Source organism: Thalassobacillus pellis (assembly GCF_016908295.1).
In the GTDB taxonomy this organism is placed as follows: Bacteria; Bacillota; Bacilli; order Bacillales; family Halobacillaceae; genus Thalassobacillus; species Thalassobacillus pellis.
Window position 1 is genome coordinate 542096 of record NZ_JAFBDO010000001.1, and the last position, 20052, is coordinate 562147.

16 protein-coding genes are annotated in these 20052 nt (G+C 47.5%); 2 read left to right on the top strand and 14 right to left on the bottom strand.

The window, feature by feature from the left end:
- Positions 1–114: 114 nt before the first annotated feature.
- Together JOC33_RS02620 and JOC33_RS02625 are read left to right on the top strand one after the other, a co-directional pair.
- On the top strand, positions 115–1122 hold the full coding sequence (locus tag JOC33_RS02620) for a LacI family DNA-binding transcriptional regulator (protein ID WP_205090689.1): 1008 nt from the start codon (positions 115–117) through the stop codon (positions 1120–1122).
- 540 nt (positions 1123–1662) lie between these two features.
- Entirely contained in the window at positions 1663–2631 is a 969-nt protein-coding gene (locus tag JOC33_RS02625) for a nuclease-related domain-containing protein (RefSeq protein ID WP_205090690.1), read from the top strand.
- Between the two features lie 405 nt (positions 2632–3036).
- Here the strand turns inward: JOC33_RS02625 and JOC33_RS02630 are convergent, their stop codons facing one another.
- The 14 genes from JOC33_RS02630 to JOC33_RS02695 all read right to left on the bottom strand — a co-directional run bounded on the left by JOC33_RS02630 (position 3037) and on the right by JOC33_RS02695 (position 19877).
- Complete coding sequence (locus JOC33_RS02630; RefSeq protein WP_205090691.1) at positions 3037–4320, bottom strand: ArgE/DapE family deacylase; 1284 nt, start codon at positions 4318–4320, stop codon at positions 3037–3039.
- Positions 4321–4461: 141 nt separating this feature from the next.
- Entirely contained in the window at positions 4462–5682 is a 1221-nt protein-coding gene (locus tag JOC33_RS02635; protein WP_239533946.1) for an amidohydrolase, read from the bottom strand.
- Positions 5624–7726 carry a helix-turn-helix domain-containing protein gene (locus tag JOC33_RS02640; protein ID WP_205090692.1) on the bottom strand — a complete coding sequence of 701 codons (2103 nt, stop codon included), beginning with the start codon at positions 7724–7726 and terminating at the stop codon, positions 5624–5626. Before JOC33_RS02640 ends, JOC33_RS02635 begins: the two co-directional genes overlap by 59 nt.
- Positions 7727–7741: 15 nt before the next feature.
- Entirely contained in the window at positions 7742–8398 is a 657-nt protein-coding gene (locus JOC33_RS02645; RefSeq protein WP_205090693.1) for a DUF1028 domain-containing protein, read from the bottom strand.
- Complete coding sequence (locus tag JOC33_RS02650; protein WP_205090695.1) at positions 8398–9363, bottom strand: ABC transporter ATP-binding protein; 966 nt, start codon at positions 9361–9363, stop codon at positions 8398–8400. Before JOC33_RS02650 ends, JOC33_RS02645 begins: the two co-directional genes overlap by 1 nt.
- A complete protein-coding gene (locus JOC33_RS02655; RefSeq protein WP_205090697.1) occupies positions 9314–10342 on the bottom strand; it encodes an ABC transporter ATP-binding protein in 1029 nt (342 codons plus the stop codon). The genes JOC33_RS02650 and JOC33_RS02655 overlap by 50 nt, the downstream gene beginning before the upstream one ends.
- A 13-nt stretch (positions 10343–10355) precedes the next feature.
- Positions 10356–11195: an ABC transporter permease gene (locus JOC33_RS02660; protein WP_205090699.1), complete on the bottom strand. Its 840-nt coding sequence runs from the start codon at positions 11193–11195 to the stop codon at positions 10356–10358.
- A 12-nt stretch (positions 11196–11207) separates the two neighbouring features.
- Entirely contained in the window at positions 11208–12149 is a 942-nt protein-coding gene (locus tag JOC33_RS02665; RefSeq protein ID WP_205090701.1) for an ABC transporter permease, read from the bottom strand.
- 68 nt (positions 12150–12217) lie between these two features.
- Positions 12218–13780: an ABC transporter substrate-binding protein gene (locus JOC33_RS02670; RefSeq protein WP_205090703.1), complete on the bottom strand. Its 1563-nt coding sequence runs from the start codon at positions 13778–13780 to the stop codon at positions 12218–12220.
- A 738-nt stretch (positions 13781–14518) separates the two neighbouring features.
- Positions 14519–14971 carry a hypothetical protein gene (locus JOC33_RS02675; RefSeq protein ID WP_205091520.1) on the bottom strand — a complete coding sequence of 151 codons (453 nt, stop codon included), beginning with the start codon at positions 14969–14971 and terminating at the stop codon, positions 14519–14521.
- 9 nt (positions 14972–14980) lie between these two features.
- Complete coding sequence (locus JOC33_RS02680) at positions 14981–15790, bottom strand: DUF3100 domain-containing protein (RefSeq protein WP_205090704.1); 810 nt, start codon at positions 15788–15790, stop codon at positions 14981–14983.
- 27 nt (positions 15791–15817) lie between these two features.
- The gene (locus tag JOC33_RS02685; RefSeq protein ID WP_205090705.1) at positions 15818–16693 is read right to left on the bottom strand and encodes an NAD(P)-dependent oxidoreductase; all 876 of its coding nucleotides are present in this window, start codon (positions 16691–16693) and stop codon (positions 15818–15820) included.
- 15 nt (positions 16694–16708) lie between these two features.
- On the bottom strand, positions 16709–18172 hold the full coding sequence (locus tag JOC33_RS02690) for an aldehyde dehydrogenase family protein (protein WP_205090707.1): 1464 nt from the start codon (positions 18170–18172) through the stop codon (positions 16709–16711).
- A 79-nt stretch (positions 18173–18251) separates the two neighbouring features.
- Positions 18252–19877 carry a helix-turn-helix domain-containing protein gene (locus JOC33_RS02695; protein WP_205090708.1) on the bottom strand — a complete coding sequence of 542 codons (1626 nt, stop codon included), beginning with the start codon at positions 19875–19877 and terminating at the stop codon, positions 18252–18254.
- Between the last annotated feature and the right edge of the window lie 175 nt (positions 19878–20052).

Genomic DNA, 20052 nt, shown 5'->3' on the forward strand with positions numbered 1-20052 from the left:
TGCAATCAAACCGCCGCGAAAGCTATATGAACCGAGTTAACAGCCGGGATTTTTGTAACGTTACAAAAAAGATTACATTTTTCTGTTAAAATATACACAGAAAGGAAAATGGCCATGAAAAAACGAATTACTATGCAAGATATCGCTGATCATTTAAATATATCGAAAAACTCTGTGTCACAAGCTTTTTCCGGTAAACCAGGTGTAAGCGAAGAAACGAGGAAGCAAATCTATCGAGTAGCAGACAAGCTCGGGTATCAATACACGAAGAAAAATAATCATTCCCAGCAAACTGTCGGCAATATCGGATTGATTGCTTCCGAATTCGCATTTTCGATGACAAGTTTTTTCGGGGAAATCTATCTAAGTATAGAAGAAGAGGTAAGAAAAAGAGGAAAAAATCTATTGATTCAATCCATTAAAAAAGACGAAAAAGAGAACTTCATCCTTCCCTCTTTCATCGAAAACAGACAGGTGGATGGGATCCTGATCCTGTCCCATATAAGCAACGAATACATTCAAAAAGTGATTTCTACAGGAATTCCAACCGTCTTGATCGATCATCACCACCCGAGCATTGAAGCAGATGCGATTCTCACAAACAACCGCTTCGGTGCTTATAAAGCCATCCAGCACTTAATCGAGCTGGGCCATAAAAATATCGCCTATATCGGCGATGTAAACTTCTCCCCAAGTTATCAGGAACGGTGGGAAGGGTACCTGCTTGCATTACGCGAATTCGACATCAAACCCGACGAGCGTCTCATGTTTACCGATGCAAAGGAAGACGAACTCGTCCTCAACACTTTCATCCAGCAGCTTCCATACCAGCCCACCGCCTGGTTCTGCGTCAACGATGGGCTGGGTTATTTAATCAATACCGGACTGCAAAAGCATGGCATCCACGTGCCAGAAGACGCGTCTGTCTGCAGCTTTGATAATGGTAAATTATCGCAGCTTTCCAGCCCCAGCATCACCACCATGGACATCGATTTAGGCGATTACGGAGTTAAAGCCGTAGAAAGACTATTTTGGAGATTCGAAAATCAAGACCAGCCCTACCAGGAAGTATTACTGCCAGCAAAATTACTGGAAAGACAATCCACTACAAAGGCTAAATAGGAGGAAACGAGCAGAAATGCTCGTTTTTTCTGTTTTTAGAGAGGCGGAGTGTGGCTGGGGCGAGTGTAAATTTAGAGGGCCACAGTTGTTCAGAGTTCAGAGCTTACATTTATGGATAAATTATTCTGACTAGTGAGGTCGTATATAAATGCAGATTTTTTCAAAAAGGAAAAGAAACGAGCCGAAGCTCGTTTCTCCATTAGAAAGTTATTCCTTTCGCACTTTCGCGCACGCGTGTTTCACCTTTGAACACGCAGACTCGCCCTTGGGCACGCGTTTTATACCTCTAAACACGCGGAATGCGTCTCTGGATACGCGTATTCCTCTAATGAATACGCGTATCCATCCCTCCAGCACGCGTTGACTTACCTTTAGTACGCGTTCTCAACTACAAAACCTTCTCAATCTTCATTTTCCCCAAACACTTTATACATTTTTAATTAAGAAGCTTGCGATAAAAACCTTGATTAAGCCTATTAAGAGGGGAAATACAATATTTGTCGAATTATTAAAGATAGCTTAATAGAAGGAAGTGATGTATTGATCATAAAACCCCGCAATCTACCAATTGAAATACGAAAGCTGGAATCATTACAAAGGCGGCTTTCGCTAAAACACCCCCAATATCAGCATGTTTCGGATCAATTAGGCAAATTTAAATCCGGCCATAACGGTGAAGAATCTCTGGATTTTCCTCTATCATTTTTATCTACGCAAAAATACCGCATATTGCATAACCTTCGTTTAAATGATGGCTCCCGTTTTTTCCAACTAGATACCCTCATTCTATCTCCCCAGTTTTTGCTCATTCTTGAAGTAAAGAATTATTCAGGAACATTGACCTTTAATACTTCTTATAACCAATTGATTCGCGAAAAAGACGGTCTTGAGGAAGCTTTTCCAGATCCCGTTATTCAGGTTACCCGCCAACAGGAGCAATTACAGGCATGGATGCAGGCTCAATTAGGATTTACAATGATGGTGGAAACTCTAGTGGTATTTGCGAATGAACGTACCGTAGTCAAATCTACTGAAAACGATAAAGAAACCATGCTGAGAGTCACTAATCGCTCGGCTTTACCCTACAGAATCAGGGAATTGGAGAAAAAGCATCAGCATAATAAGAAACATGAATTAAAATCTTTAAGTGACTATTTAATAAGGGCAAACCAAGAGATAGATTGGGATATCCTTGAAAAATACCAAATAAAGAGAACAGAGATCAAAACCGGAGTAGCCTGTCCAAAATGTGCCTTGATACCCATGCTAAGGGAATTTCGAGTTTGGGCCTGCCCGCGCTGCCAATTCAAATCGAGAGATTCGCATCTTGAAGCACTAAAAGATTATTATTACCTTATCAGCCCAACAATTTCAAATAGAGAAGCAAGAGATTTTCTACACATCTCATCAAGAGACATAGCCTACTGGATGTTACGTAGGTTGGGAAGTAAAAGTGCCGGAAGAGGAATGAGGTATAATTTAGGAAATTTATTTGATTATGAAGGCTAAACTTGTGGACGTATATGAGGATTATATTCTTCTATCTCATGTTAATATTCATTTGCGGGGCTATACCACTTGTACGCGTTTTCTTCATATGTACACGCGTTTCTCCTCGCGAATGCGCGTGTTCCGCCCTTTGGCACGCGTATTACGCTTTGGAACACGCGTTTTTACTTTCCGGCACGCGTGCTTCACTTTGGAACACGCGTTTCCCACTCTCCCAGCACGCGTACCTCGCTTTGGAACACGCGTTTCCACTCTCCCAGCACGCGTACCCCGCCTCGGAACAAGCGTACCCGACCTCTGAATCTGAACACGCGCATTCCTAAACTAATGAACGCACCACCTCTGCCTCCCCTCCCCCTAAACTAAATCAACCCCAGGCTCGGCCTGGGGTTTCCTTATGGAAAATTATTTACGCTCTTTACACCAATCAAGGATAAAGGCTGCAATGGACTTCGTGACATCGCGTACAGTGTCCAGTTCGACGTATTCATTGGGGGCGTGCATGTTGGCTCCGCTTGGGCCGTAGCATGTGGCTGGGATGTTGAATTCGTGGAAGGCGCGCATATCGGTGGTTCCGGTCATGCTCATATGTTCGATTGGTTCGCCGAAGGTATTTTCATGTGCTGCTGCGAGTGTACGTACTAATTCGGAGTCCTCGGCCATGGTGCTTCCTGGGGCGGCGAATCCGTAGAAGCTGATCTCTGGCGGGACTTCTCTTAGCCAGCTGTCTTCCTGGGCTGCTTCCATCAGCCAGTCTCTCACTTCGCTCTGGACTTCTTCCGGCTCGCGTCTTGGATCAAAGCCAATCCTTACGTCAAAGGTGCATTCGGATGGGACGTTGGATGGCCAGTCGCCGCTATGGATCATGCCGACATTGACGTTAAGTGGGTGAGGATGGTCGGCGTAATCCGGGTGTTTCGGCTGGGCGTTGACATGTGCTTGATAATTTTCGAGCGCCTGAACCAGCCGGACCGCTTTATTGATCGGGTTCTGCGCTTTGTCGGCGCGTTCGACATGGGCGCCGCTGCCGTTCACTTTTACTTTCATCCACAGCACGCCCACCTGAGATTTCATCCATTTCAGGCCGAATGGCTCTGGAATGATCGCTCCGTCGGCTACAAATCCTCTGTCCAGTAAGGCTAGTGCGCCATTGCCGGTGCACTCCTCTTCCAGCACGGTATGAATCTGCACATCAGCACCAAGGTTAAGACCAACTTCCTTAATTGCTTTCACCGCAAAAATCATCGCTGTAACACCTGATTTCATGTCGCACATGCCTCGGCCATACAGCTTTCCGTCGACTTCGATCGGATCATACGGCGGGTAATCCCATAGTTCTTCCGGCTCGGCGCTGACGACATCGATATGCCCCTGCAAAATGAGACTCTTCCCAATTTTCTCGCCATCCGTTTTCCACTCGCCTGCTATTACCGGTCTGCCATCATAAGACCATTTCGTTTTCCCAAAATTACGGTAATGGGAGATTTTTTCGGGATCCGGCTCAAATGCGGTCGTATTCAATCCCATTCCATCCAGGAAACTTTTAATGTGGTGCTGCACGCCTGCTTCGTTCCCGAGCGTGCTTTTATGGGAAACGATTTCTTTTAAAAAGGTAATCTCATCCTCCCACTGCTGATCGATCATCTCAAAAACTTTCTCCAGCTCGGCGGTCTGCTGCTTTTGGCTCATACATCAACCTCCATGGAATTTTCGATTTTTAGAAAAACTTGGCTTGTCGCCAAGTCCTTATGGCGAAAGCCTTAGTATTACTTATACTTTAACCCTTTAGCAAAGTTAAACTGTCTTAAAGTACAAAAAAGGCTTCCCTCTCTATCCATCTTCTCGCCGGAAAACGATTTCTCCTTCTGTCATCGTAAAACGGACGCTGCCATTTTCATGCAGGGGATGGCTGTCCCACAGCACAAGGTCAGCGTCTTTTCCTGCTTCAATACTGCCTTTCCTGTCATCCAATCCTAAAATCCAGGCGGCATCGAGAGTCACGCTCCGCAAAGCTTTCCCGGCATCAAGTCCTGCTTTGATTGCTTGCTGCATGGAGGTCTGCAGATGGGTGATCGGAATGACGGGATGGTCGGTTATAGAAGAAAATGGAATTCCGTGCTCGGCAAACACGCGATAGGTATCCCAGGATATCTGGTTGAGCTCGACTTTGCTTCTGCTTGATAATGTCGGGCCAATGGAAAATTTGACTTTATCCTTATATTTTGCCAGCTCACCTGTGATCAGGTGGCCTTCCGTGACGTGTTCGATATGTAAGTCCAACTCGAATTCTTCCGCAATCCGGATGGCCGTAAGAATGTCGTCGGCACGGTGTGCGTGGACGCAGACGGGAATTTCCCGCTTCAATGCTCTGCCTAACGCTTCTTTCTTCAAATCCCGTGCTGCATCTAATTTTAAATAGTTCTGTGCTTCGACAAAAGCGTCGCGAATCAATGATGCAACGCCCATCCGCGTAATCGGAGCATGGCCTTTTTTGCCATGAATGTTCTTTGGGTTTTCGCCTAACGCCATTTTTAAGCCGGCAATCTCTTCCACTACCAGCTCTGACAATGGACGGTTCGGCTTCACTTTCACAATGGCGGTCAGACCTCCGATGGCATTGGCACTTCCTGGCAGGACCTGGACAGTGGTGACTCCGCAGCTCGCAGCATCACGAAATCCCTGGTCAAACGGATTGATGCCGTCGATGGCGCGCATCTGCGGCGTTACGGGAGAGGAGGTTTCGTTGAAATCGGCACCTTCCCAGGCCAGTCCTTCTTCATCGATGCCGAGATGAGTGTGGGTGTCGATCCAGCCCGGGGTCAGAACTTTTCCCGCAGCGTCAATCACTTCATACCCGCTCACATCCACATCAGAAGCGCGGCCGACTTTTTCTATTTTTCCTTCTTTCACTAAAACGGCAGCATCCTGAAGCGGTGCTCCAGCTGCTGTTTCGATCGTTGCATTGGTGATGGCAAGCATGCTTCCACCCTTTCTACTGGTTATTGCGGTATTTGTAAACATGGTAGGCAAGCTGGATGTTGAACCACTCATCCATATTCCCGGCGTCGAGCTCCAGGATCTCCTGGATTCGGCTGATGCGGTAATAGAGCGTGTTGTGGTGGATGTTCAGTTCCTGGGTGACTTTCTTCAAATCCTTGTCATGGGTCACATAAGCTGCCAGGGTTTTCATTAGCTCGCCGTTTTTCTTCTGATCGTAATTGAGCAATGGGCCGAGGATATCATCAATGAACAGGTCCAGTTCTTCCTCGCTATGCTGCAGTAAAAATCGGTAAATGCCGGCGTTGACAAAGCTGATCACGTTTTGGCCGGGGTTATTCTCTAATAATTCGAGGCATTTTTCTGCGTCGGTATACGATTTGTTGACGTTTGTGATATTTTTATGGACACGGCCGACACCGATGTGAAGCGGCACAGCGGTATTTTCTAATCCTGCGACGAGTGACTTCATCTGATCCCTGGCTGAAGCTTTCCCTTCTGCTTCCGAAAAACTGACCATCGCGAAAATATAGGATCGATTCATCGAAGTGATCCCTCTGATTCCGCGCTTCGAAAGCTCTTCTTCTAAAAATTGCACGGCCTCCCGTTTCTGCATTTTTATATGGGAAGGCATCAATCCTTCCACGGAGCCCGGCTTCAATCTTCCAAGCACCATGACATAATAATCAGATGTCGAGAGCCCAAGATTTGCGGCCTGGACTTCGAGTGTTTCCCGTGATTCACCAGTGAGGATGCCTTCCACGAGTTCTCCTTTGGCATTCATTTCTGCTTCTTTTACTGCTTCTTCCTTGGTCAGCTCCAGTGACAGGACCGTCGCTCCGTATTCGAAGAGGACAATATCGTTTTCGGCAAGCTGATCGTCCGCTGCCCAGACGCATAAAAATCCCCAGACCGCTTCTGCTCCCATGATCGGCAGCACAATAAGGTTGCCATCCTCAGCCGGAATCACCTGCCATTTATTCGTTTTGATGACGTAGCGGACGCGGTCATGGCTCAGAAAATTTTCCGGAAGCGACTTTTCGGCAGCACCTTCTGTTTCGTAAAAAGGATGCAACAGGGAGTCGTAAATAGCAAAGGGATGTGCGACTGTCCGCATTAAAGTATCTACAATCGCCTCTGCTCCTTCACCTCTCGCAGCAATATTTGTCAGGCGATTATGGAAATCAGTTGTCCGCTGCATCATTTCGTGTTCTTTTCTGAGCGCGTGCAACGTCCGCTGGAATTCTTCCCGCTTTCTTTTCTCCTGCTGGTAAAGCCTCGAGTGGGTGATGACGATGGCGACATGATCAGCGAGCGTCTCCAATAGCAGCAGATCTCTTTTAGTAAAAGCAGCATGGACCTGGAAGCTGTCAATCGTCAAAACACCGATCGTTTCATTTTGGAAGCGGAGCGGCACGGACATCATGCAATCGGGAAACGGCCTGTCTTCGGTCGATGCAAGGTAATAGCGGTAGTTAGCCGGGGACATACCCTCCATCGCCCCGCGGATTTCCGCTTCCCCATTGATGATCATCGGCTCCTCATTCGCGAACACCTGCCCGCTTACCCCTTCGCCAGCCTTCAGACGTGTTTTCTGGTAGCTCTCTTTCCGGAAACCGACCGCAGAACGGACGAGCAGCTTGTCGATCTGTTCGTCATATAAAAATAAAAATCCTGTATCGGCGGCGGTGATCGCTTCAACGACAGAGCGGATGACGACCTCCAGGATGTTTTCGTCGTACATTTTTGAAGCAAGCGTTTTTGCGGTATGCATCAATAAATACAGGAAATCATCATCCTGCTGTTTCCTGTCATGCTCCAACAAGAACAGGATCCATGGTGTGTGCTCTTCAAAATACTGTAGCGCTTCCTCTGCGTTATAAGACGCCGGTCCGACAAGCGCAACCTGAAAATCGTCCAAATCAAAGACGACCTCCGACTCACTAAGCCGCTCCCACGGTCCGGAAGAATCAGCCTTAGCCATACAACAGGCGATCGAGGGCTCGCTCGACAAAATATGATCGGTAGCTTTTTCTCTGATATGGATCGCCTGCTGGCCGAACCGTTCTTTCATGGCAGTCAATATGTCATCCTGCATCGTGTCACCCTTCCACTATAAAACAATCCCCTGCTTCACCGCGTCCACCCATTCATAATAGCGTTCAATCAGAACCGATTTATTTTTTTCATAAATCCTACGCAATTCCTGGACAGGTTCTTCATGGTCATCGACGCGAAAATCAACGTACGGGAACTGGTCGATGTCCACCACTTTGATGACGGCAGACTGCTTGCCCCGTGTCTCCCCGCCGGCGTTATCGCCAGCTGCGAGTGCATCGAGGAGCCTGACCTCAAGCTTCCCGGTGGATTCCTCAAAGGCCCGCGCCATTTCTTCCAATACTTCCGGCCCTGCGAGAATGTTCCCCTGGACCGACCATTGCTCGCCGATGATATGGCCTTTATAGGCATCATTTTCGACACCGGTATAGGCGCTGCTATTGCCGTACTGGTCCATGACGGCGACCTGGCGCAGTTCTTTTCCCGGATCCTTGATCAGCAGGTGGTTCAGGGTTTCGTTTGCCGTATAGCTCTGCCGTAAATAGTTCAAACCTTCCTGACCGAGCGCCGGGTTCACCCATCCTTGGGTGATGACTGCGCCCGTGTTCGCTTCTATATGCGGGGAGTAAGCCCCTACTCCTGGAAAGCAGGTCGATACGGCGGCGCCGAACTTTCCTGTTTCCTTGCATCTGGCAATAATTGAATACGTCATTATTTCACCTCATGACACGCCACGTAATGGCCTTCTGTGATTTCCCGGAAGCTTGGGACTTCCTCTTTGCAATGTTGTTTCGCAATCGGGCACCGCGGATGAAACGGGCATCCGGACGGCGGGTTATCAGGACTCGGAATTTCCCCTTCGAGCGGAATCCGGTCTTTAACATGGTGAATATCCGGAACTGGCACAGATGATAACAGCGCCTGGGTATATGGGTGAAGCGGATTTTCATAGAGATCGTCGCTTTCACTCAATTCTACCATTTTTCCGAGATACATCACGCCGACACGGTCACTGATATACTGGACGACACTCAAATCATGGGCAATGAACAGGTATGTGAAATCATATTCCTCCTGCAGATCGACGAGGAGGTTGATGATCTGTGCCTGAATGGACACATCAAGGGCCGCCACCGGCTCATCGGCGACAATGAATTTCGGCTTCAATGCCAGCGCACGGGCAATACCGATCCGCTGCCTTTGTCCCCCGGAAAATTCGTGGGGATAACGGGTGCGGTAATCCTGCGGAATCCCGACATCATCCAGCAGCTGTTTCACTCTCGCTTTCCGTTCTTCCTTGCTCATATCTGTCGTCTTCAGAGGTTCTTCGATAATGTCTTCCACGATCATTCTTGGGTTTAGTGATGCATAGGGATCCTGAAAAATCATCTGAAAATCGCGGCGGCGTGCTTTCAGCTTCTGCTTGTCCCAGGTGGAGACGTCTTCTCCTTCGAAATACATCTTTCCTTCCGTCGCTTCGAGAAGCTTCATTAATAAACGCCCCGTCGTTGATTTCCCGCAGCCGGACTCCCCGACTATTCCTAACGTTTCTCCTTTATAAACGGAAAAATTCAGGCCGTCCACTGCTTTCACGACAGTATTTTTGCGAAAAATTCCATTAGATATCTTAAAGTGCTTCTTCAGGTTGTCGATTCTTACGAGTTCCTCGGTCGCCATCCGGCTGTCCCTCCTCTTCCAGCCAACAGGCAACCGTATGCTGCTCTGATTCTGCTGGCAGTAATTCTGGCTGTTGAGCCAGGCATTTATCCATCACAAACGGGCAGCGGTCCTGGAACCGGCAGCCCTGTGGCAGGTTCTGTAAATTCGGCGGCTGGCCTTCGATCGGCTGCAGCCGTTCTCTTCTTCCCGGGCGAGGGACAGAATTCAATAGTCCCTTCGTATAAGGATGCTTCGGTCTGTCGAAAATGTCTTCGATCGTTCCTTCTTCAACTATTTTACCGGCATACATGACGGCTACCCGGTCGCACAGTTCAGCGACGACCCCAAGGTCATGGGTAATCATCATGATGGCCGTTCCTGTATCATCGCGAAGTTTCCGCAGCAAATCAAGCACCTGTGCCTGGATGGTCACGTCAAGGGCTGTCGTCGGTTCATCAGCGATGATCAAATCAGGATCACAGGCAAGGGACATGGCGATGACCCCGCGCTGCCTCATACCGCCGCTGTATTGATGCGGATACTGGTGCGCGCGTTTTTCCGATGACGGGATACCGACTTTTGTCAGCATTTCCACCGCCCGTTTCCAGGCCGCTTTTTTCGGTTTTTTCTCATGAATTTCAGGCATTTCAGCGATCTGGGTCCCGACATTGTAGGCAGGATTCAAGGAAGTCATTGGATCCTGGAAAACCATCGAAATGTCCTTGCCGCGGATCTTCTCCATTTCCCGTTCCGTTTTCAAAAGCAGATCCTCGCCATGGTAACGCACTTCGCCGCTTACATGTTCACTGCTTTTGCTTCCGACGAGGCGCATGATCGACTGGGAAGTGACACTTTTCCCGCAGCCGGATTCGCCGACGATGCCAAGAATCTCGCCTTTTTTCACTTTGAAATTCACGCCGTCCACGGCTTTGACGACGCCTGTTTTGGTATGAAAATGCGTCTTCAGATCGTTCACTTCCATAATATATTCAGACATGGACTTACTCCTTTCACGACGATTCATTTTTCAGTTTCGGATCTAGGGCATCCCGCAGGCCATCCCCCATGACGTTAAAGCTGAACACGGCCAAGGTGATTGCGATCCCCGGGAAAACGGCGATCCACCAGGCCTGCTCCATCCAGTTCTTTCCTTCACTGAGCATGATTCCCCACGAAGGTGTGTCTGGCGAAGCTCCAAGTCCGAGAAAACTGAGGGCCGCTTCTGCCAAAATAGCGAATGCTAGGGACAGCGTAACCTGGACGATCAATGGCGCCAGGCTGTTCGGTAAAATGTGTTTCCACATGATTTTCACATTGCTGATGCCCATCGATTTCGCCGCTTCGATAAACAGCGCATTCTTGATGGTCAGCACCGCACCTCGGGCAATCCGGGCAAAAATCGGCGTATAGACGATGCCGATTGCGATCATCAAGTTGGTGAGGCTCGGTCCTAAAATCGCCATGATTACAAGCGCCAATAAAATATCCGGAAAAGAAAACATGACATCCGTGAGGCGGGACAGCACCGAATCGACCCACTTGCCATAATAGGCAGCAACGACTCCGATCAGCGTTCCCACTACAAGTGAGATCCCTACGGAAATGATGCCGACTTTCAAGGAAATTCGCGTGCCATAAATGATCCGGCTCCAAATATCACGGCCGAACTGATCCGTTCCAAGCCAGTGAGCCATGCTCGGACCTGCGAGCGACTCTGCTCCTGACATTTTGTATGGATCGTAAGGAGCGAGCAGCGGGGCAACGATAGCCGCAATAATGAAAGCCGTCGTCATGAACAGACCGAACAACGCAATTTTATTTTTCTTGAATTGATACCATATGTCACTCATGTAATCGCTCCTTTAATAGCGAATTTGTGGATCTAAGAATCCATAAATAATATCCACGATCAGATTGATGATGACGAACGCACTGGCGATGAACAGAATCGTTCCTTGCAAGAGAGCGTAATCACGATTGGTGATCGCCTGCAAGGACAGCTGTCCGACACCAGGCAGTCCGAAAATCTGCTCGACAACGACCGAGCCGCCAAGCAAGTACCCAGTCTGGATACCGAGCACGGTAACGACGGGGACGAGCGCATTTTTAAGTGCATGCCGCATGATCATTCTCCGCTTGGATACCCCTTTCGCCCGGGCCATTTTGATATAATCCTGATTGGTGACCTCAAGCATGGAGGACCGCGTCATCCGCATGGCAACAGCCCCAACGGCTGTACCAAGGGCGATTGCCGGGAGAATCATGCTCCTGAGGTTACCCCAGACACTTTCATACAGCCCGACAAATCCCCCGGACGGGAACCAGCCCGCATATAAGGAGAAAAAGAGAATCATCAATGTACCGAGCCAGAAGTTCGGAATGGAAATCCCGAGCATTCCTGCAAAGCTGGCACCGTAATCGAATTTGCTGTTTCGTTTTAAAGCAGAAATCGTCCCGAGCGGAATCGCCAGGATGACCGCAATGACGACACTCAATACTGCCAATTCAATCGTAATCGGAAGCCTGATGAGGATCGCCTGCAAGACCGGCGTATTCGTAAAATGGGAGTAACCAAAGTCTCCCTGGAGGACGTTTTTCAGCCAAAGTACATATTGGGTAAGCACGGACTCGTCCAGACCGTATTTAGCACGAAGCGCCTCTGCCCGTTCCGGTGTGTAGTTGTTTCCAAGCATCGCCGTCACCGTATCCCCCGGCACCAGCCGGACAAGGAAAAAGGCGAGTATCGAAATTCCGAACAAAACCGGAATCGAGATCAGCAGGCGTTTGATAATATAGGAAATCATCGTCCAACCTCCTTCTAATAAGGAGAAAGCGACCTATCCTGAATAGCGATGGCCGCTTCCCCAAACGTTTATTGTTTTACTTTTGTTGTTTCCAGAGATCCTGTCGTTACTGTCGGATCGACCACGAAGCCTTGAACACGTTCCCTGACAGCAGAAATCTGTGGATTAGCGTACAAGAATACCATCGGTGCTTCTTTCGCAATGATTTTCTGCGCTTTTGCATAAATTTCTTTCCGTTTTTCCTGATCCATCGTTCTGCGGCCTTTTTCTAAGAGCTTGTCCACTTCCGGATTGGAGTAATTCTGCTGGTTGTACATCCCGTCGGTGTGGAAAATGTTGTACAGGAATTCATCCGGGTCAACGAAGCCTACCCAGCCGACAACCGTTGATTCAAAGTCACCGCTTCCGAGTGCTTCAAAGAACACACTGTCTTCCTGGGAGACAACTTCAAGCTCGATGCCGACTTCCTGGAGCTGCTGCTTGATGACCTGAGCGGCATCAATCTGAGACTGATTCGTGCTCACTTTCATCGTCAGCTTCAGACCATCGCCATAGCCTGCTTCTTCCAGCAATTTACGTGCTTTGTCTAGATCCGGCTCAGGATAAATCTTCTCGTCCAGGTGTGCCCAGTGGTTTTCCGGAATATTTCCGCTAAGTAGCGGGGAAGCCTGTCCGAATTTTACGACCTGGTTGATTGCATCCCGATCGATCGCCCAGGCAATCGCCTGACGGACCTTCTTGTTGCTAAGGGCTTCTTTTTCCGTATTAAGACCGATATATTCCCAGTACGTCCCTGGTACAGATACAACATTGACACCTTCTGCTTTTTCCAAAAGCTTCACGTCTTTAGGCTGAGCCTGGAGCAGGATGTCAATCTCGCCGTTCCTGATAGCAGTTGTCCGTGCTGTTTCATCAGGAATCGAACGCCATACGACCTTATCTAAATAAGGAAGACCTTCCTTGAAGTAATCCTCGAACTTAGTGAGGACCATTTCCTGATCCTTCGTCCAATGATCGAGCTTGAACGGACCACTTCCAGCATCTACGCTGTCGAGCTCTCCACCGTTCTCTTCGACAATTGTTTTGTTGACAACCGCGTTCATTGGGTTAGCAAGGAAAGTGAGGAACGGAGCAATCGGCTCGCTCAATGTCATGACCACTTCTGTTTCTGAAGGTGTCTCGATGGACTTAAGTTCTGAAAATTGATGCTTCCGGACACCTTTTTCAATGATACGCTCAATGGAATACTTCACATCTTCTGACGTCAGTGCATCACCATTATGGAACTTCACGCCTTCATGCAGTGTGAATGTGTAAACTTTACCGTCTTCCGAAATCTTGTAATCTTTCACAAGATCCCCTTCGATTTCGCCATATTTTCCTGGTATGTAACGGAACAACGTATTGTACATGTTCTCAATATAATGCATGGATGCAGCATCCGTGACCGTATGCGGGTCCAGGCTGTTCGCCTCGGATAAATCAACGAGCGTTACCGTACCGCCTTTACCGGCTTCTCCTTCGCTGCTGTCACTATTGCCACCAGTCTGACTCGCCTTATTAGGATTCGTACAGCCGACAAGAATGAACATCAGCGACACTACCATGACCATGAAAGCTTTCAATTTCACTATATTTCCCCCTCTGAAAAGTTTTCGTGAAAATATTTCGAAAATACTGTTAACAATTCTACATGAAAACGGTTTACTATTATTCGTGGAATCTACCAAAATTAAAGCGTGTATATTAGGAGATATTACAAAATAGAGCGGAGAAGGGGACAGACCACACGTAAGCTCTACACCTTTGATTCACACGAACCGCTACCGGCGGATGCTTGCCGCGGGCACGGCCTCAGCTAACTTGGTCAAGAAGATCGCTTGACCAAGTGGATCTTCGGCCCGCGCTGTTCCCGCAGGCGTCACCGCCTCTCGCTCATTGCGGAATCAAGCATGTATAAATGTATGTCGATATAAACATCAAAACGCCCACAACATCCAAGTACTGCATAAAAATCTTAAAGGAATAGAGTCATGAATCCCTTAAAATTATAAACAAAACGGTAAGTATGGACATAAAACTCCATACTTATCGTTTTTTAAACCTTCCGTTTTTTAGTAGCCTCCTATAAAGCAATGGAGGTTTGTCTGTTCCTACTTTCTCGAAATAGAACCGTATAAAATTCGGCAGAAATATGTAATTCGTATATCATTTTGATGACATAGCTAAGAAAGTTTATTTCTTCTGATAGAATAAAAACAGAAAGACAGCAAGCCTACGGCGCCTCCCCCCTGGCGCCTGGCAAATTGCTGTCTTCTTTTCATGTGTATTTATCATTTAACTACACTACTTCTCGGGGGACTGTCCCCTTAAATGATCCCTTGCATACGCAACACGAGTTCTGCAATGAGGGCGGAGCCGAGAAAGGTTCCGACCATGACCAGCATGGCGACGACGACGCTTCTCCAGCCGAGCTTTTTGAAATCTGTCCAGGACCTTCCAATCGCAATACCTGCATAGGCAAGGATTGGCGTAGCCAGTGCCAGCAGATTAACTTCTGTGGTCCACCGCACTACGGTTTCTGAACCTGGAAATCCAGGCAGCGAAATGATGATACCAATCAAAGCAACGTACGCAACACTTGGAATATTCACTTTTAATAATTTCTGTAATATAAGACCAGCGAGACTTACTAAAATAAGCACAATCATTCCTGGTACGGCCGCTAGAGGAAGGATTCCATAACCGATCCAGTTTCCGATTGCTGAAATGACTCCGAAGATCAACAGCAAAAGAATCCATTCTTGAATGTTATTCATCAATGTCATCGCTTACGCCCCCTTTTTAACCGCGTTTTTTTTTGACTCTTTTCGTTTGCTTAAGGCATTATACATTTTCTCCGTCAATGGCAGGCCAATGAAAATGCTCATATATAATCCCGTCGACAGGGACAGTAAGTTACTAGCCCCTGCATAAGCGATGATATCTTGTTCTAAGGCAGGGAATGCGGCGATCAAGGAACCACTTGCAGCCGCCATCATACTGCCGCTCCCGACCCCGGATGCCATCGCAAATGACAAGGGATGCAATGGCGTAATAGTCGCCAGGAATCCTGAAATCAACCCAAGAAAAATTGCCCCGAATACTGTTCCAAAAATATAGATCGCCATTACCCCACGGCCTTCTGGAGAGTTAAAACCGTATTTGTCCATAATCAAGCCGACGTTCGGCTCCCTTGCGATCGAGTGCGTCATGCCGATGCTTTCCCGCTTCATTCCGAGAAATACAGCTACCGGCAATGCCAGGAATATCGTACCCAGGTTCCCGAATTCTTGAAGCAAGAGCGCAGGCCCGGCTTCAATGATCCCTTCAATTGACGGTCCGATAATTACCCCGATTTTTGCAATCAGCAATGTCACACCCAAGACGATCAATGGCTCTGCATTTTTCGATTGCTTGTTTTTAACGACCGGTGTAAAAAATAAAATCAGACCAATCACCATCGCGTACAGCATCGGAAGCAGCAGGATGACACCTGGTCCGACACTGAACTGGTGGGTACCGATGGCTTCCGTTAAAATAACAAGTCCAAAAACAATGGCATGAAGCCGCCAGTCTTTCCATATCCCTTTTTCCACCATGTCTTTCTCCCTCCTATTTTTCATGATTCAGGTCAGCTGTCCGACCTCCTCCTCCAGCAATTTTCGAATTGCTGCGTTATCCAGTTGTCCCTGATTGTGATTCACTGCCTTCTCATAAAGCTGGCTGATTAACTTGCTGGCCATTGGCTGAAATCCTTGGCTTTCAGAGAAGTTATTGAAAAGTTTAAGATCTTTCGCCATTAAAGAAAGCTGAAAAAGGACGTTATCATAGCTTTTATGAATGATGTTATCTCCAAAGATATTCAGGACCGCATTATTACCTGATCCAGCCTGCATAATAGCAGCCATCTTTTCTGACGGAACGCCGGCATTCTCGGCGACAATCATGGTCTCGCTGAGCAGTACCGTAATTCCGGCTACCACCATATTATTGCAGAGTTTGACGATCTGGCCGCTTCCTGATGGCCCGACGAAATGGATGTCATCTCCCAGAGCTAAGAGGAAATTCCTCACTTCTCCAAATCGCTCCTGACTCCCCCCGACCATAAAGGTCAGCGTACCATTTTCCGCGCCGGCAGGACCGCCGCTGACCGGGCAATCATAATAGCTGACACCCTTATCGCTGGCCTTTTGAAAAATTCGCTTCGTGACCTCTACATCTGTCGTTCCCATATCGAGAATGAAGCTGTGTTTCTTCATCGTTTCGAGGGCCACGTCGACCACCTCTTCCAGTACCTCGGCAGCCGGTAACGATGTACATAAGAAATCCACTTTCCCGGCTATGGTGTCTACGGTATCCCCCGTCTTTGCCCCAAGCTTTTCCACATGCGAAATTGCCACAGGATCCGGGTCATATGCAAATACAGTATAGCCGCTTGCGATCAAGTTCTTGGCAATTCCTCTTCCCATTCTTCCGCAACCGATCAATCCGACAGTTTTCATAGCAACAGGCTCCTTTTACGGTTTCATATAAACGGTTTTTGTTTCGGTCCAAAAATCGAGTGCGGTGCTTCCCTGTTCGCGCGGGCCTATGCTGGAATTCTTCTTGCCGCCGAATGGAAATTGGTTTTCAAAATAATTCGACGGGACGTTCACATGCGTAACACCGCTCTGGATCTGTTTTGTGAATGTCAGTGCTTTATCCAGGCTTTTCGTAAAAATGGATGAGGATAAGCCGAAATCAGATTGGTTCGCAAGCTCGATCGCTTCTTCATAGGTATCAACGACTGTCACAGCAACGACTGGCCCGAATACTTCTTCATGAAAGATGGTCATTTCAGGAGTGATATTGGTAAAAATAGTCGGGGCGACAAAGTAGCCTTCCCCTCTGCCTTCATCGGTCAGACGCTCCCCTCCGAATTTAAGAGTTGCTCCTTCTTCGATCGCTGACTCGACATAATGAAGATAGGTGTTCAGCTGGTTCTCATCCACCACCGGCCCATTATCCACACCAGGATCGAATCCATCCCCAACCTCCAGTGCTTCTGCTTTTTCTATCAATCTGGCGATGAATTCATCAGCAATTGATCGTAATAAAATCAGCCGGCTGGTACCTGTGCATCTTTGGCCGTTATCATGGAAGCCGCTGATCACGATGCTTTCAACAGCATGCTCCATATCTGCATCTTCCAGCACAATGGTCGGATTCTTTCCGCCCATTTCCGCCTGCATTCTTCCTCCCCGCTGGGTGACGGCTTTTCCTAATTCCGTGCCGACCTGGGTGGAACCGGTAAAAGAGACTGCTTTTATTTCCGGGTTTTCACCGAACTCTTTTCCCACAACCGAACCCGGTCCAGTGACCATATTGACTACCCCTGCCGGTACACCAGCCGCTTCCAGCATCTCCATGATTTTGACGCTGATCAAGGAGGTGTTGCTTGCCGGTTTAAAAACAACCGTGTTTCCGGCAATAATCGCTGGTGCAATTTTCCATATCCCGATCCCAAGCGGAAAATTGTAAGGAGCAATGAGACCGACAACACCAAGAGGTTCCCGCACAGTATATCCGAAAATATCCGCGTCGTAGGAAGGAACAGTCTCCCCTGTCAGCCGATTCGCTTCCCCGCTGAACTGCTTCATCGCTTGAATTGTCTTAGTCACTTCGCCTTTTGCATCCCGATAGGATTTGCCGACTTCTTTTGTTATTAACACCGCCAGCTCTTCAAATCGATCCTCCAACAGGCGAATCAGGTTGAACAGCACATCACCGCGAACAGGAGCAGGCGTTGCTGCCCATTCGGGAAAAGCCTCCCTGGCTGATAGAATTGCTTCTTTGACATCTGTTTGATTCGACTTCTGGAAATATCCAAGCACTTCCGATGTCCTGGCAGGATTTATGCTCGCATATGTTTCACCGGAGCTCGACGGCACCCATTCTCCCCCAATGTAATTCTGATAAGTGGCTGTAGCAATTTCTGTCATATACGGTCCCCCTCTACTTAGTCTATATAATTATTATAATTTTCTGAAAAAGGTAATGAAATGTGGGAACCTACATGATTTATTGCTTTTCTGTGTGCCTGGACACATATATTTGATAGGCCGTAACAATATTCAGCCAGTCTTCTTGCCTGGCAAAGGATTTGTGCAGCATTTCTTCTATTTTCTTGATCCGTTGATAAAGCGTATTGGGGTGGACGTGCAAAACTTCTGCAGCTTTCTTATGATTTTTGTTATGGATAATCAAAGCTCTCAAAGTTTCCAAATACACGGCGTCCATTTCAAAAATTGGGCCGATGATATCCTCGATAAAACTATCGGTTGTAACAGGATCAAGCTTCTGCCATAGCCGTTCCTGACCAAGGGCTGAATAATCGGTCACTTTTTTATAACTTTGCTTGCCATAAGCTACGGCATCCATCGCCTCATCATAGGATTGCTTGATGTTAGGCAAGCTTCTTGAGCCGCCAATCCCATAATAAAGATGTTTCTCATTGGAAAGCGTTTCTCCTAAAAGCTCGATGAATTTCCTCGGACTCATCCGCTCGCTATCAGGCATAATCATAATGATTTTAAAGGACTTTGCGAAAACGAACTTGCACTGAAAAATATCGTTGCTCAAGTTTTCTATTATTCTCACAAGCTTTTCTTTCTCCCATATATACTCCCTGCTGCCAAAGTATCCTTGCTTGTTCTCTATGACCACTGCCCGGAAGTGCGCTGTCTTGTCCCAATTAAAATAATGACTCATAGTCTCCAGATCGTTCGACGTGATGCCCTCCAGCATTTGTTGGAAAACTTCTTCTCTTAGATGCAGTTCCTTTTCATAGATTGCCATCTGTTTGACAACCTCAAGAGCGAGAGCAGTTGCCGCCTGCTCAAGCGGTACCAGCTGCTCTTCCGATAGAGATGTAATCGGAGCATCCAGCTTTAAAAAGCCAAGCGTCCGGTTGTCCCTGATGATTGGGTAGACATCTTCCCCTTCCATATCCCGCTCTGTCTCATGAAAAGAAACTTCTTTCCCGAGAATTCTTGTCAATAAAGCCAAAATAGGTTCGATCCCGCCGCCTTCCAGCATCAGCTTCGTGAACTTTTTATGCACCATAAAGCTATATTCCAGCTGCTCATTCTTCTGCTTAATCGTTTGAAACAACCTGGAATTGGTCAGTGCAATCGCACCCTGATCAGCAATAACCTGAATGATCGCCATATCTTCTTCGGTGAAGTGCCCTTCATTGGTGAAATTGTCGACAGCAAGAACTCCAAGGCAGCGATTATGATAAAGCAACGGAACACAGAATACATGCTTGATCTGCCGTTCATAGACTCCCTTAAAATATAAGCGGTAATTCTCTTCGGTCATCGTACTCATATTGCTTTTTATTTCGTCCGTTTCATACAGCTTCGCCTGTTTCGTAAGGAAAGTCCCTCCCGCCAAAGATTCCCCCGACGCAAACTTGATGTCCTTCATTTCCCCCAGGCTCACGCCGACTCCTTCCGAAAACCTTAAAACCTCCTCTTCCTCATCATACAAATAAAGAATGACAGCATCGGAGACTTCGACCAACTCAAAAGCTGAAGAGACAAGCGTCTTCAGTATCTGATTGATATCAAAAGATTCGGTCAGAAGTCTGTTAATTCTGAATATTTCAGACGCTTTATTATTGCCAATAACTTTTTCTATCATGCTCGTCACCTCCTTGCTCTATGGTTTTAGATAGAGAGGCTCATCAGAAGTAATCTTAAGACAATTATATTCCTATTTACAAAAAGGAACAACATACGACAAAAATCCAGCCGCCCGGAAGACAGCTGGATTTCTATAAAACTATTCCCTTTTACACCTCACCGCACCGGGGGAC